Annotated in this window: 11 protein-coding genes; 7 read left to right on the top strand and 4 right to left on the bottom strand. The window is 60.1% G+C overall.

Annotated elements, in window-relative coordinates; translation table 11 throughout:
* Positions 1 to 203 precede the first annotated feature (203 nt).
* The 7 genes from ACIGKL_RS18850 (at position 204) to ACIGKL_RS18820 (ending at position 10,461) form a co-directional block, all read left to right on the top strand.
* On the top strand, positions 204 to 344 hold the full coding sequence (locus ACIGKL_RS18850; protein ID WP_397488308.1) for a hypothetical protein: 141 nt from the start codon (positions 204 to 206) through the stop codon (positions 342 to 344).
* Between the two features lie 679 nt (positions 345 to 1,023).
* Positions 1,024 to 1,542: an Hcp family type VI secretion system effector gene (locus tag ACIGKL_RS18845; protein WP_003241180.1), complete on the top strand. Its 519-nt coding sequence runs from the start codon at positions 1,024 to 1,026 to the stop codon at positions 1,540 to 1,542.
* A gap of 206 nt (positions 1,543 to 1,748) precedes the next feature.
* Positions 1,749 to 3,839: a type VI secretion system tip protein TssI/VgrG gene (gene tssI / locus ACIGKL_RS18840; protein WP_397487990.1), complete on the top strand. Its 2,091-nt coding sequence runs from the start codon at positions 1,749 to 1,751 to the stop codon at positions 3,837 to 3,839.
* Positions 3,829 to 4,572 carry a DUF4123 domain-containing protein gene (locus ACIGKL_RS18835; protein ID WP_397487989.1) on the top strand — a complete coding sequence of 248 codons (744 nt, stop codon included), beginning with the start codon at positions 3,829 to 3,831 and terminating at the stop codon, positions 4,570 to 4,572. The genes tssI and ACIGKL_RS18835 overlap by 11 nt, the downstream gene beginning before the upstream one ends.
* On the top strand, positions 4,569 to 9,344 hold the full coding sequence (locus ACIGKL_RS18830) for an RHS repeat-associated core domain-containing protein (protein ID WP_397487988.1): 4,776 nt from the start codon (positions 4,569 to 4,571) through the stop codon (positions 9,342 to 9,344). Before ACIGKL_RS18835 ends, ACIGKL_RS18830 begins: the two co-directional genes overlap by 4 nt.
* Positions 9,341 to 9,754 carry a hypothetical protein gene (locus tag ACIGKL_RS18825; RefSeq protein WP_397487987.1) on the top strand — a complete coding sequence of 138 codons (414 nt, stop codon included), beginning with the start codon at positions 9,341 to 9,343 and terminating at the stop codon, positions 9,752 to 9,754. The genes ACIGKL_RS18830 and ACIGKL_RS18825 overlap by 4 nt, the downstream gene beginning before the upstream one ends.
* Positions 9,755 to 10,089: 335 nt before the next feature.
* Entirely contained in the window at positions 10,090 to 10,461 is a 372-nt protein-coding gene (locus ACIGKL_RS18820; RefSeq protein WP_397487986.1) for a helix-turn-helix transcriptional regulator, read from the top strand.
* Positions 10,462 to 10,475: 14 nt separating this feature from the next.
* On the opposite strand, the gene ACIGKL_RS18815 is transcribed toward ACIGKL_RS18820, so the two are convergent.
* From ACIGKL_RS18815 to guaA, 4 genes are all read right to left on the bottom strand, one after another.
* Complete coding sequence (locus ACIGKL_RS18815; protein WP_397487985.1) at positions 10,476 to 11,000, bottom strand: helix-turn-helix transcriptional regulator; 525 nt, start codon at positions 10,998 to 11,000, stop codon at positions 10,476 to 10,478.
* Between the two features lie 4 nt (positions 11,001 to 11,004).
* The gene (locus ACIGKL_RS18810; RefSeq protein WP_012019489.1) at positions 11,005 to 11,280 is read right to left on the bottom strand and encodes a hypothetical protein; all 276 of its coding nucleotides are present in this window, start codon (positions 11,278 to 11,280) and stop codon (positions 11,005 to 11,007) included.
* A gap of 60 nt (positions 11,281 to 11,340) precedes the next feature.
* Positions 11,341 to 12,597 (bottom strand): site-specific integrase, encoded by a 1,257-nt coding sequence (locus tag ACIGKL_RS18805; RefSeq protein ID WP_150606173.1) that lies wholly within the window; start codon positions 12,595 to 12,597, stop codon positions 11,341 to 11,343.
* Positions 12,598 to 12,898: 301 nt separating this feature from the next.
* Positions 12,899 to 14,476: a glutamine-hydrolyzing GMP synthase gene (gene guaA / locus ACIGKL_RS18800; protein WP_397487984.1), complete on the bottom strand. Its 1,578-nt coding sequence runs from the start codon at positions 14,474 to 14,476 to the stop codon at positions 12,899 to 12,901.
* Between the last annotated feature and the right edge of the window lie 70 nt (positions 14,477 to 14,546).

Below are 14,546 nucleotides of genomic sequence, written 5' to 3'. Positions count from 1 at the left end.
ATTCATTGGGGCCTGGCGATCTGATGCTGGTTCACCTAATGCAATGGCTGGCAGCACGGCTACCTGCTGGCGAAGGCACCGTTGTTGGAGGCGGTGGCGACGATGGTGCCGCAGCACGTTTGCATACAAGGTCGTCAGAGACGATACGCATCAATGGCGTCCTAGTTGCCAGACGCTTGGGGTGGTAACGACAACGGCGCGCGCTGCCAGTCTGGCAGGCCTGTCGGCGCCTGGCTGGCGCTGAAATACTCCTGCTCAGGAGCACCAACCAGAAGTCATTCGACAGTCGCCACTTCGGCACAGTGTCTGTCGATGGGATGATCGTTCGGGGGCAGCTCTTGTGATCGGGCTCATGTCTATGAGCTGTCCATTATCGCGTCGATCATGATGTCGATAGCGTATGCTCAGCCAGCGCATTCAAGCAGCGCGGAGCTGCAGATACGTCTGCCCTCGGCTGCCGCCCAGCGACGCCGAGGTCCTTAGTATCCCCCAACCTGATTACCCTGCTCAGGCGCACAAAGGCACGGAAAAAGCGGAGGGCAAGATAAAAGGGGGCGGCACTTCGTTGGCCCGGGAAGCAGTCTGCACGGGGGTTTGAGACGGCACCCATTGAGTGCATCAGCGTGCCGCGTATACCCCATAGCCGCGTCATTACTGGCCCTGTAGCGTGCCTAACACGCTGCACTACGATCCACTTGGCAAGCTGCTTGAGCAATAACTCCGTCTGCAGAATGTGTCGCCCAGCTGCGCAGCTTATTGCTCACCAGTGCCGTACTTTTTCGCCACTAAATGCCCTGCAACCCGCGTCTTTACTGAGCTACAGGCCACTGCGCAAGAACCTGCACAGCACTGCGCAACTTGTTGCGCAGAAATCTATGACAGATCACGCAACGTGACCAGAAAACACCGCATGGTCACATCAACTTATTGATTTAATTTAAATTAAATTAAATGGCACGCCGCTCGCTATAGGTCTGGCTCCCGGATCGACCACGATCCATGACCCAGGCAAGGAGAGCACTCATGCCAACACCCGCGTATCTGTCCCTCGAAGGCACCAAACAAGGTCTGATCACCGCTGGCACCTTCACCGAGGACTCGGTCGGCAACATTTTCCAGGAAGGTCATGAGGACCAGATTCTGGTGCAAGCCTACAACCACCAGGTCATCATCCCGCGCGACCCGCAGTCCGGCCAACCGACCGGCCAGCGTGTGCACAAGCCGCTGATGATCACCAAGGTCTTCGACAAGTCCTCGCCGCTGATCTTCAACGCCCTGACCTCCGGCGAGCGTCTGAACAAGTGCCGCCTGGAGTGGTACCGCACCTCCTCCACCGGTACCCAGGAGCACTACTTCACCATCGAACTGGAAGACGCCGTGATCGTCGACGTGCAGTCGCGCATGCCGAACTGCCAGGACCCGAACATGGCGCACTTCACTCACCTGGAAGACGTCTACTTCACCTACCGCAAGATCGTCTGGACCCACGAAGTCTCCGGCACTTCCGGCTCCGACGACTGGCGTACCCCGATCTCCGCCTAAATCCAGGCTGAGTTCGTGCGTCACCGCAGCGGCCAGGCATCGTCCTGGCCGTTGCGTTTCGAGTTTGTGCAGGCTGTAGGAGCGAATTTATTCGCGATCAAATTCGCTCCTACAGCCTGCAACCGCTAACTCGGACACAGCCGTCCCCTACGCCGCATTCATAGAATGGCCCGCGTATTCATGGATCGAAACGAGAGGAACAACGAATGTTCGCCCAGGCCAACCAGACCCATTTCAGCCTCAGCATCGACGGTGTCGAACACGACCTGCAGGTGCTCGAGTTCAAAGGGCGCGAGGCGATCAGCCAGCCTTACGCCTTCGACGTGGAACTGATCAGCGAACGCCCCGACCTCGATCTGGAGAGCCTGCTGCATCAGCGCGCCTTCCTCGCCTTCGATCAGAACGACGCCGGCATCCACGGCCTGATCCACCGCATCGCCCAGGGCGAATCCGGCAAGCGCATGACGCGCTACCGCCTGACCCTGGTGCCGCAACTGACCTACCTGGCGCACCGCACCAACCAGCGCATCTTCCAGCAGCTGACGGTGGAGCAGATCATCGGCCAGGTGCTCGAGGAACACGGCATCCAGGCCGATGCCTACCAGTTCCAGCTCGGCTCGCTCTACCCCGAGCGTGAATACTGCGTGCAGTACGACGAGAGCGACCTGCACTTCGTTCAGCGCCTGTGCGAGGAGGAAGGCATCCATTACCACTTCCAGCACAGCAGCGCAGGCCATGTGCTGTGCTTCGGCGACGACCAGACCATCTTTCCACGTCTGGCGCCGCTGGCCTATCAGCAGGACAGCGGCCTGGTGGCCGACGACCCGGTGATCAAGCACTTCGGCGTACGGGTGGAAACTCGCACCAGCCAGGTCACCCGCCGCGACTACGACTTCGAGAAGCCGCGCCTCCAGCTGGAAGCCAAGGCCGAAGGCGATGCCCAACCCAAGCTGGAAGACTACGACTATCCCGGCCGCTATACCGACCGCGAACGCGGCAAGCACCTGGCCAAACGCGCTCTGGAGCGCCACCGCCACGACTTCGAACAGGCCCAGGGCGACGGCGACTCGCCGACCCTGGTCAGCGGCCACTTCCTCGACCTGCAAGGCCACCCGCGCGAGGCCTGGAACCAGCTCTGGCTGCTCACCGAAGTGCTGCACGAAGGCAAGCAGCCGCAGGTGCTGGAGGAGTCGATCACGAGCGATCTACGCGGAACGGCCCCCTCGCCCCTCCGGGGAGAGGGCTGGGGAGAGGGGGAAAAGGACGACACCGACTTCCACCAAGGCTACCGCAACCGCTTCACCGCCACTCCCTGGAACGTGCCCTACCGTCCCCAATTGGCCCACCCCAAACCGCGCATCCTCGGCAGCCAGAGCGCCGTGGTCACGGGACCGGCCGGCGAAGAAATCCACTGCGACCAGTACGGCCGGGTCAAGGTACAGTTCTTCTGGGATCGCGAGGGCCAGGCGGACGACAAGACCAGTTGCTGGCTGCGCGTCAGCTCCAGCTGGGCCGGTGATCGCTACGGCGCCATCACCATCCCGCGCATCGGCATGGAAGTGCTGGTCACCTTCCTCGAAGGCGACCCCGACCACCCCCTGGTTACCGGCTGCCTCTATCACGCCGAGCACGTCGTGCCCTACGAACTGCCGGCGAACAAGACCCGTAGCGTGTTCAAGACCCTGAGTAGCCCCGGCGGTGGCGGCTACAACGAACTGCGCATCGAGGATCGCAAGGGCGCCGAACAGATCTATGTGCATGCCCAGCGCGACTGGGACGAAAACATCGAGCATGACCAGAAGATCCGCGTCGGCCACGAACGCCACGACACCGTCGAGGCCAACGCCTACAGCCACTTCAAGGCCGAAGAACACCGCACCACCCACGCCGACCGCAAGACCGAGATCAAGGCCAACGACCACCTCACCGTCGGCGACAGCCAGCACATCAAGCTGGGCAACGGCCAGTTCATCCAGGCCGGCAGCGAGATCCACCTATCCAGCGGGCTCAAGGTGGTGCTCGAAGCCGGCAGCGAACTGACCCTCAAGGGCGGCGGCAGCTTTATCAAACTCGACGGTGGCGGCATCACCCTAGTCGGCCCGGTGATCAAGATCAACTCCGGCGGCGCGCCGGGCAATGGCTCGGGGGCAGCGCCCATCCTGCCGGGAGCGGCGAGGCCTGCGGATGCGGACAAAGCCGGAGCTCTACTGACGCCAGCGCAAATTCAAAGCCTCAAGCGCAATGCACCTTTCTGTGAGGAATGCGAGAAGTGCAAGGGAGGTGCTTGTGCAATCTGAGCGACTGACCACTCGCGAATGGCTGGACAGCATTCAGCTGAACCAGGACACCCATCTCTATGTGGTAATGAGCAATGCCAGCGATGCCGCCCCTCTGAAAGCCTATTACCAAGACGAGCAGGCTGCTTCGCCATCCGCCATCTGGAGCGACACGCCCTATGCAGAATGGTGGCCAGTCATGCCCCTGCTTGGCGCGCTGTCCATGCATAGTCCCTTCCTCGACTGGATCGATCAGCAAAGCGATGAGGATTGGGGCTGGCTGGCCATCTCTCCCGAGCCACTGGAAACGGTGCTGGATCATCTTCGCAGCTTGACGCAGGTGCGCATGCCCGATGGCACGGAAGTGTTCTTCCGCTTTTGGGATGGCAGACAGCTGCTACCCATACTCCGCCATCTGGGCAGCGAAGCCGGTGAATTGCTACCAGTTTTCGAGCATTACCTGATCAACGGCCAGACGCTGCGCGCCGAGCGACCGGAGATCATATCGAGCAAGACCTACCCCTGGTGGAATGTGCCCAGCGCCCTACTGACCGCGCTCAGTCAGGACGATCCAAGCACCCTGGTCGATAACCTGATGCAGCTGCTGCGTGAAGACCACCCTGAGCTGTATTTCGCCTTTCCCGAAGCGAACCTGCGGCTGAAAACCGAACATTTCATTCGCCATGCCACGTACACGGAAGACACGCTTGCTGGGCTTTTCGAGGCCCACCTGGAGAAGGAACTGGCCCTATGATCAGCACGATTCTTTATTCCTCGTTCATGCTCCACGGCTTGACCGCAAAAGAGCCGGATGCCCAAAGCATCCTTGCGGACTTCAAGAAGAACAGCATGGATCGGTACAAGGGGCTCGCTGAAGGTTTACTCACTGGCTGGGCTCTGGACGCCCAGCAGCAGTTCAACATCGGCGATGAGGTCAAACTCAAACGGGACAAGGACGACACAGGCCGAGTCCAAGCCTTCGCCACCTGCCAAGCCAATGCACAGCTCAAGCTGCTACACGCCTTCGACTCGGTGAACTTCGTCCCGATCGGCAATACCCCTTACGAAGCCGAGCAGGTGGTTTCCACCTGGGCTCAAATGACTGGCACAAAGCCGCAGAAATTTTCTGGCACCCTCGATGCCAACGGCATGGGCCAGATCATCGGGTGCCAGCCGAATAGCCAATATCGCATCCGTTTTTTCCCCAACGTTGGCCAGGGCGAAATCGACGCACTCTACGCTTCATACGATGGCGTCATCGACAAGCTACATGGCTGGCTGCAAAGCGAATGGAACGGCACCATCTCGCAGCAATGGCGAACACTGGCACCAGTCAACGATCCTCGCCGCCTTCAGCAAATCAATGAAGCCTTCCTCAGCGGCATGGGTAAAGCCCTGATGTCGCTCTGGGATGACATCAAGCATCTGTTCCACATCCTCACCCACCTGGATGAATACTACGACAAGCTGATCAAGTTCATCTCCGAGACCGACTTTCAGAAACTCAAGGCCCAAGCCAAAGAGCTGATGCAACGCATTCTGTTGATCGTCAGCGATGAGCCTCTGATGTTTCTCTATGCATCTGCTGTCGTCTGCTGGGTACAGCTGCTGCCACCGACCACCGTGGCGGAGATCATCGCCCAGTTCGCCACCGGCCTCTTGCTGGACATCCTGCTCGGCATCGTCCTCACCGGTGGCGCGGGCCTCGCCGTTCGGCTCTCCGTCAAGGCGACCAAAGCTGTCGGCAGCGGCGCGGCCGCCATGCTCGAGAAGGCCCTGCAGGCACTGATCGACGCGAGCACGAGCCATGCCCTAAGTGCCCATGCCAATAAGGTGAAGCCGCTGGCAGCCAGGGGTGAGGTGCTCGTCAACAGCTCGCAAAAAGCCACCGTAGAGATCCACAGCCCGGCTCAAGGCATTTCTCAGATCGAGCCCGACACACTCAGCGTCAAACGCAACAAGACCCAGAATACCCAAGTGAGCCAGGCTGCCGATGTCGATGATGCCTCGGCCCCAGCCAAGACGCCCAACGACAAACCGGCAGACAAGGCCGAGAACACCTGCACCAACAACTGCCCGGTCTCGATGGTTACCGGTGAAGAGCTGCTGACACTGGTCGATGGCGAACTCGATGGCTTGCCGGCTTTTCCCTGGAGCCGCCTGTACCGCACCAGTGCCGCTGAAATCGATCATGGACTCGGCTTTGGCTGGAGCCATAGCCTGGCACACCGCCTGAATCGCGAGGGTGAGGAACTGGTTTGGGTCGACCATGAAAACCGCAGCACGCGTTTCCCCATGCCCAGCGTGCAACGCCCGGCGATTACCAATCGCCTCTCACGCGCCGCCATCTACCTGGGTGATGACCCCGCCGAGCTGATCCTCGCCCAGGCCGGCAAGACACCACGCTTCTACCACTTCCGCCGCGATGCACAAGGCGGCTACCTGATCGCGGTCAGCGATGCCTACGGCAACCGCCTCGACATCAGCCGCGACCTGGCAGGGCGTATCCAGCGCCTGAGCAACAAGGCCGGGCGCGCCCTCAAGCTGCAATACGACGGCAAACATATCGCTGCCGTGCACTACCAGATTCAGCGCCCGGCGGACAACGAGGAAGACAGTTGGCACACCGTCGAGACACTGGCGCGTTATCGCTATAACACCGCCGGGCAACTGCTCGAAGCCAGCAATGCCCTGGGTGAAACGGAGCGTTACCGCTACGACGACGCCAACGTCATCCTCGAACGCCAGATGGCGGGTGGCGCCACCTTCTACTGGGAGTGGCAAGGCATCGGCAAACAGGCGCGCTGCGTGCACCACTGGACCAATTTCGGCCAAATGGACGCGCGCTATCACTGGGACGACAAGGGCGGTGTCACCGTCGTCAACGCCGATGGCAGCGAAGAGGTGTATGTCCATGACGACAACGCCCGCCTGATCAAACAGGTCGACCCGGACGGCGCCCAGATCCTCAAATCCTATGACGACAAGGGCCAACTGACCACCGAGCGCGATGCCCTCGGCGCCATCACCGAATACCGCTACGACGAGGCCGGGCGCCTCACCGCCGTGATCCCGCCGGAGGATCAGCCGATTGCCTACGAGTACCGCGACGGTTTCGTCAGCGCGGTGCGGCGTGGCGAAGCGACCTGGCAATACCGCCGCAATACACAGGGCGATATCACCGCGCAAACAGATCCACACGGCCACACCACCCGCTACAGCTACGATGCCCAGGGCCGCCTGCTGGCCATCAACCACCCCGATGGCAGCCAGCACACGCTGACCTGGAACCCACTGGGTCAGTTGATCGAAGAACAACTGCCCAGCGGCGGTGAGCGACGCTATCGCTATGACGCCCTCGGGCGGCAGATCACCCGCCAAGATGAAAACGGCGCCATCACTCACTACCAATGGGATGCCGTTGGCCGCCTGACTCAGATCACCCTGCCCGGCGGCGGTACGCGCGCCTTCAACTACAACGCCTACGGCAAGGTCACCAGCGAGCGCGACGAACTCGGCCGCGTCACCCGCTATGAATACGCCGATGGCCTGCACCTGGTCAGCCGTCGCATCAACCCGGACGGCAGCCAACTGCGCTACCGCTACGACAACGCGCGCCTGCTGCTCACTGAGATCGAGAACGAACGGGGTGAGCACTACCACCTGAGCTACTACCCCAACGGCCTGATCCAGCGTGAAACCGCCTTCGACGGGCGCAGCACCACCTACGCCTACGATCTCAACGGTCACCTGATCGAGAAGAAGGAATTCGGCGACGACGGCAGCGAGCGAGTCACCACTTATCAACGCGACGCCGCCGGGCGTCTGCTGATGAAAACCCTGGCCGATGGTGAGCAGGTGCATTACGCCTACGATGCCCTGGGCCGCCTGGTCAGTGTCGAGGACGGCCAATGGCCGCTGGCCTACCGTTACGACCTGCAGGATCGCCTGATCGAAGAACACCAGGGCTGGGCCACCCTGCGTTACGAATATGACGCACTTGGCCAGCTCAGCCATTGCCGACTGCCCGATGGCAGCCAACTGGACTATCGCCACCAGCGTGGCGGCACCCTTGCCGCCATCGACCTCAACGGCCACCCGCTGACCGCTCACCAGTACACGCCTGGCGGACGCGAACAGTACCGCCAGCAAGGCGCCTTGCTCAGTGAATACCAGTACGACGAACAAGGCCGCCTGCGCGCCCATACCCTGCGCCAGGAACAGCAGCGCGTATTGCAGCGTCACTATCGCTACGATGCCAACGGCAATCTGGCCGGCATCGACGACTCACGCAAAGGCAGCAAGAGCTTCCATTACGACCCGCTGGATCGCCTCGTGGCGGTACGCGGCGACACCCCGGAAAGCTTCGTTCACGACCCCGCCGGCTCCCTGCTGGCCCAGAGCGGCACCAGCAGTGGGTTGGCCAACGTCAAGGGCAACCGCCTGCTGATGCAGGGCGACCGCCACTTCGACTACGACGCCTTCGGCAACCTGATCCGCGAGCGCCGTGGCGCGGGACACAGGCTGATCACCGAATACCACTACGACAGCCAGCACCGCCTGATCGGCGCCTGCCTCCCCGACGGTAGCCAGGTCAGCTACCGCTACGACGCCTTCGGCCGGCGCATCGCCAAAGTCGTCGCTGGCAAAACCACCGAGTTCCTCTGGCAAGGCGAGCGCCTTATCGCCGAGAGCAGTACCGAGCATTACCGCAGCTACGTCTACGAACCCGGCACCTTCCGCCCACTGGCCATGCTCCAGGGCCAAGGCGCACAGGCCAAGCCTTACTACTACCAACTCGACCACCTCGGCACACCGCAGGAACTGACCAGCGCCGCTGGCGAAATTCTCTGGTCGGTGAAGTACCGCGCCTATGGCAACGTGGCCAAGCTGGAAATCGCCGACATCGACAACCCCCTGCGCTTCCAGGGCCAGTACTACGACGTCGAAACCGGCCTGCACTACAACCGCCACCGCTACTACAATCCCAGCACCGGCAGCTACCTCACCCCCGACCCGATCAAGCTCGCGGGTGGGTTGAACAACTACCAGTATGTGAATAACCCGACGGGGTGGGTGGATCCGTTGGGGTTATCAGGGGTTAAGGGGGATTGCCCAGAAGTCGAACAGGCAAAAAGTGATCGGGACGCAAAATATGAAACTCTGCCTCGATTACCTGAGGGGGGAGAAGGCGAATATCTATACCGAGGGGTATATAGAGGGCATCCTGCAGAGCATGAGGCCATAGATGGGATAGTTACACCTGGAAAGCTGGACGGTAAGGTTAGTCCGGAAGATCACAATCGTGGTGGCCACTCAGCGGATAGCCCTTATACCTCATGGACGCGATCACCTGATATAGCTCGCAAATGGGCTAAGGAAGACGGCATCATATTAAGAGTTCGTATTGGTGCCCCTAAAGATGGAGATGGATGGTCTTGGCAATATTCAGACGACATTTGGGGCGAACAGGAAGTTCTAATGAAGGGTTCGAGGACTGGTGACATTGAGGTATATAGACCATGAATCTACTAGAGCTATTAAATAAAGACTTCCACTTATCCAAGGACATATCTTTCAAAGTTAAAGCCATAGACAATCTTATCCATGAAGACTTTGGCTATCAGAATACGTACATTGTAGAAAACACCAGCGCACACTACTTAAACGAAATCAACCTTCAAAATCAAATTGCCGCATCATCACAGAAACCTCGACTTGGCTTTGAAGAGCTGCAAAAAAATCTAAGCACCTGCCAACCCGAAGATACTGTCTATGTACGCTTTATTGAAAGCCACAATTGGGGAGGGCGCATCTACTGTCTTAAAGAAAAAAAACTTATAGGCGTATTTTTAGGAAAAAAAGAACACACTAAATATAAAACACCTCCAAACTGGGATGGCTCATTAGATACCCTAAAAAAATATAATGAATGATATAACCTGAGCATAGAATGCAGTAGCGTCGAGTGTCGGCCAAACAGCCAGTATCGCATCCGTCCTAGCCCAAGGCGAAGTCGGCGCGCTCTACGCCTCCTAGGATAGCGTTACCGGGCTGACGGCAAACCGCACAAGGTCTGAGGGATCTTCTTTTACTTCATTGCAGGACTCAGGCCCACTCAACGACTAGGAGCTACCAGCACTTGTGAGTCTAACTGCAACGATCATCATTAAGTAAAAAACACACATGCTCTGGAGTACGCCACAGCAAGTTGCTGCGATAAATGCCCGCCTCCACCATCTCCCCATGGAGCGTAATCATGGAGATAGAGATGGATACTTCTTCGCGTACTACCGAGGTTCTCGATACCGACTCTGACCAGTCCCTCCCCTTACCGGGCACGGAAGCCTACGAGTCGCTTCCGCAGTACCCGAAGGGCAGCCCCCTGCCCTTCCGGCGCACAATTCGCAAGCATGAGCTGAGACAGATCGTCCCCCTGGCTGAATCAACGATCTACGAGATGGAGCGTCGTGGTGAGTTCCCCAGGCGCTTCAACCTGACACCACGTTGTGTGGTCTGGGATCTGGCCGAGGTGGAGGCTTGGATCGAGGAGCGCAAGCGAGCACCTCGGGCCAACATCAGCAAGCCGGATGTTTACCTGAGGAAAACCCGCCCTGTCCGGGCGGGCTGCAGCCAAGCATGAAGTCGGTGCCGTCCTCATCCGACAAGGGCTTGCAGTTCCTTGGAGGCGGGACGCGTTAGCCGCCGTTCTTCCTTGGCTAGATTGACCTGCAGGGCCACCTGAGCCACGTCCAAGACACCGCCAGGCAGCAGATAGCTGCCTTTGGCGTGTAGCCAGGTCAGCACGTCCGCCAGGTGCCAGATCGATGTACTGCCCTCATGTACCGGTGTAGGGAAGCTGCTCGGATAAGCCAACATCAGCTTGCGCATGTTCTGGCGCGACACGCCGACGATCTCCGCCACATCGGTGAGACCGACCAGATCTGGCGCCACCTCGATCAGCCTGGCCGACGGTACGGCATTGCGCACGTCGGCCAGTGCGCTGCTCACAGCCGCTTCAGCGTTCTCCGCTTCGCGGGTGAACTCCAGCGCCAACCGGCCTGGCTGGCCAATGCCAATCAGGGCATCGTCGCAGCCGGCCTCGCCGAGGCGCTCGACCAACACCTCCGGGTCACGGTCATCGTCGGCCAATTGGTATTTCAGAGTGAAGGTGTATTCCATAGCGCTACTCCTCTGCACCCTCAGCGGTCTGCCGCTGCTTACGGTGCGTGGTGCAGTTGTCGACGACGCGCCGAAGGGCACGCGCATGGTTGCCTGGGTTCTTCGGTGTGCTCCACACGCTGGTGATGCAGAACTCGCCGCAGCGACACTCTTCATCGTTGTAGGGACAATAGATTCGTCCCCAAGCGTGGCTACCACCCAGTTCTATGCGCCAGCCCTGCTCTTCGGCATGCCTGAGTGCTTCTTCAACCTCTTTCTTCGAGTGAGAAGGACGGGTCATCAGTGATCTCCAGTATTCGCATGACCGGCAAGGTTGTCAACTGACAACCTTGCACTTTCCTTAAACCGTGGCACTCAACACCGGTACTACAACGCTGTCCGGCAGCAGTTGGGGAACGTGAGTGCGGCCATCGATCCAGGCGTCGATCATGTCCGCCCACTCCTGCAGCATGTGCCGGCGCTGCTCCGCGTACTCGGCTTTGTTGTAGACCGAGCGCGAGGAGCGACCATCTTCGTGAGCCAGGCATTTCTCGATCCAGTCGCCGTTGAAGCCCACCTCGTTGAGCAGCGTGGAACCCGTCCTGCGCAGGTCGTGGACGGTGAACGGCTCCAACGGCAGGCCTGCCTCCTTCGCACGGGAGGCGATGAGCTGGGTGATGCGGTTCAGTGTGGCGTGCGACATGCAGCGGTAGATGTCATAGCGCGAGGGCAACACATAGCGGGAACCAGCCGCACAGGTGTGCAGCGCAACGAAGATGTCCAAGGCCTGGCGCGACAGGTAGACAACGTGCGGGTTACGCCCCTTCATCCGCTCCTTGGAGATCGTCCAAGTGGCGTTCTCGAAGTCCACCTCGTCCCAGGTCGCCTCGATCAACTCGCTCTTGCGAACCAAGGTCAGCAGCACCAGCCGCAAGGCCAGCTTGATCGTGGGATACGCGGCGATAGTCTCCAGTTGATGGAAGGCCAGCCGAATTTCGGTCGGGCTCAGCGCCCGGTCCTTTGGCACGAAAGTAGCGATGGAAGACGCCTTAACGTCGTCAGCCGGATTCTCGACCTTCTCTCCATGCAGGATCGCGAACGCATAGACCTGTTTCACGATGTCGCGAATATGGACCGCAGTTGCCGGTGCCCCTCGAGCCTTTACCTTGGCACACAGAGCTCGTAGATCGTCAGGGGTGATTTCGGTCAGCAGCCGATTTTCGAAGACCGGCAGGATGTCGCGGTCGATGATGCTTTTGCGCATTGCGCGCGTGCTGTCGGCCATGCGCGCGCCGGCCAACCACTTAGTCAGCGTTTCACCGAAATTCTTGGCTGCGTTGAGGCGCCGCTTAGCGCGCTGCTTCTCAAGAGAGGGAGACTTGCCCAGGGCGACCATGCGCTTGGCATCGAGCAGTTTCTCGCGAGCCATGGCCAGGGAAATGCCAGTTGGCCCATAGCGCCCGATGGTCAGCGTTTCTCGGCGTCCATTGAGACGGTAGTCGTAGCGAAAGGTGACGGTACCGGTAGGCGATACCGTCACGTACATACCATCGCGGTCGAAAGCCTTGTACAGCTTGGACTTGGGCTTGAGATTGCGCAGTTTGGTATCAGTAAGCATCGAGGTTTTTACTCCTGTTCATGACGGCTTTTACCGTCAAGGGTCAGGAGACCTGTTGATGCCGGGAAAGCCGCACGGGGCAAGCTTTCCCAAGGAGCGATTTACCGTCAAAGACCGGTTTTGACCGGATAGTAAACAGAACGGTCTCAATCCGACCGCTGTTTACTACCGTCCCCGCTACCGCCAATCCGTTCTGCTAATCGGCGATAGGCTTCGATAACCATTGCAACAAATTTTCTTTTAAATCAACACGTTGCAACTGGCTATCGATACATCTCAATGAGCCCAGAAGGACCCGACATCACTCCCACTCGATGGTGGCAGGCGGCTTGCTCGACACATCGTAGGTGACGCGGGAGATGCCTTCGATTTCGTTGATGATGCGGCCGCTGACGGTTTCCAGCAGCTCGTAGGGCAGGTGCGCCCAGCGAGCGGTCATGAAGTCCACGGTTTCCACGGCGCGCAGGGCAACGACCCAGGCGTAGCGACGGCCATCACCGACGACACCGACCGACTTCACCGGCTGGAACACCACGAACGCCTGGCTGGTCTTGTGATACCAGTCGGCCTTGCGCAGTTCTTCGATGAAGATGTGGTCGGCGCGGCGCAGCAGGTCGGCGTATTCCTTCTTCACTTCACCGAGGATGCGCACGCCAAGGCCCGGGCCCGGGAACGGATGGCGGTAGACCATGTCGTAGGGCAGACCCAGTTCCAGGCCGATCTTGCGCACTTCGTCCTTGAACAGTTCACGCAGCGGCTCGACCAGCTTGAGGTTCATTTCCTCCGGCAGGCCACCGACGTTGTGGTGGCTCTTGATCACATGGGCCTTGCCGCTCTTGGCGCCGGCCGACTCGATCACGTCCGGGTAGATGGTGCCCTGGGCGAGGAATTGGATGTTGGGAAGCTTGCTGGCCTCGGCATCGAACACGTCGATAAAGGTGCGGCCGATGATCTTGCGCTTCTTCTCCGGGTCGGCTTCGCCGGCCAGGTTGTTGAGGAACTGCTCTTCGGCGTTGGCGCGGATCACCTTGACCCCCATGTTCTCGGCGAACATGGCCATTACCTGCTCGCCTTCGTGCAGGCGCAGCAGGCCGTTGTCGACGAACACGCAGGTCAGCTGGTCGCCGATGGCCTTGTGCAGCAGCGCGGCGACCACCGAGGAGTCGACGCCGCCGGACAGGCCGAGCAGCACGTTGGCGTCGCCGACCTGGGCGCGCACCGCGGCGATGGCGTCTTCGACTATGTTGGCCGGGGTCCACAGGGCCTCGCAGCCGCTGATTTCCAGGACGAAGCGCGAGAGGATGCGGCCGCCCTGCTTGGTGTGGGTCACTTCCGGGTGGAACTGCACGCCATAGTAGTGACGGGCGTCGTCGCTCATGGCGGCGATCGGGCAGCTCGGGGTGCTGGCGAGGATATGGAAGCCCTCGGGCATGCGGGTGACCTTGTCGCCGTGGCTCATCCACACGTCGAGGCCGAGCACGCCGTCGGCGTCGACATGGTCCTCGATGCCTTCGAGCAGCTGGCTCTTGCCGACCACGTCGACGCGGGCGTAGCCGAACTCGCGCAGGTCGGAACCTTCCACCTTGCCGCCGAGCTGCTCGGCCATGGTCTGCATGCCGTAGCAGATGCCCAGCAGCGGCACGCCGAGGTCGAACACCGCTTGCGGCGCACGCGGGCTATTGGCTTCGTGCACCGACTCCGGGCCGCCGGCGAGGATGATGCCGCGCGGGGCAAAGGCGCGGATGTCCTCGTCGCTCATGTCCCAGGGGTGCAGTTCGCAATAGACGCCAATCTCGCGCACGCGGCGGGCGATCAGTTGGGTGTACTGGGAACCGAAGTCCAGAATCAGGATGCGGTGGGCGTGAATGTCGTGGGCCATGGCCGTCTCTCGTAGGTATTCACAAATGACACGGGGCTGATCGAACAGCCCCGTTATTCATAGCATTGCG

Source organism: Pseudomonas sp. NPDC077186, assembly GCF_044543505.1.
In the GTDB taxonomy this organism is placed as follows: Bacteria; Pseudomonadota; Gammaproteobacteria; order Pseudomonadales; family Pseudomonadaceae; genus Aquipseudomonas.
Note: the sequence above shows the minus strand (reverse complement) of the source record. Positions and strands in the feature narration are given on the sequence as shown.

Coding starts and splice junctions, on each gene's coding strand:
- ACIGKL_RS18845 (WP_003241180.1), top strand. CDS start 1,024: ATGCCAACACCCGCGTATCTGTCCCTCGAAGGCACCAAACAAGGTCTG.
- ACIGKL_RS18830 (WP_397487988.1), top strand. CDS start 4,569: ATGATCAGCACGATTCTTTATTCCTCGTTCATGCTCCACGGCTTGACC.
- ACIGKL_RS18810 (WP_012019489.1), bottom strand. CDS start 11,280: ATGACCCGTCCTTCTCACTCGAAGAAAGAGGTTGAAGAAGCACTCAGG.
- ACIGKL_RS18820 (WP_397487986.1), top strand. CDS start 10,090: ATGGATACTTCTTCGCGTACTACCGAGGTTCTCGATACCGACTCTGAC.
- guaA (WP_397487984.1), bottom strand. CDS start 14,476: ATGGCCCACGACATTCACGCCCACCGCATCCTGATTCTGGACTTCGGT.
- ACIGKL_RS18825 (WP_397487987.1), top strand. CDS start 9,341: ATGAATCTACTAGAGCTATTAAATAAAGACTTCCACTTATCCAAGGAC.
- ACIGKL_RS18805 (WP_150606173.1), bottom strand. CDS start 12,597: ATGCTTACTGATACCAAACTGCGCAATCTCAAGCCCAAGTCCAAGCTG.
- ACIGKL_RS18815 (WP_397487985.1), bottom strand. CDS start 11,000: ATGGAATACACCTTCACTCTGAAATACCAATTGGCCGACGATGACCGT.
- tssI (WP_397487990.1), top strand. CDS start 1,749: ATGTTCGCCCAGGCCAACCAGACCCATTTCAGCCTCAGCATCGACGGT.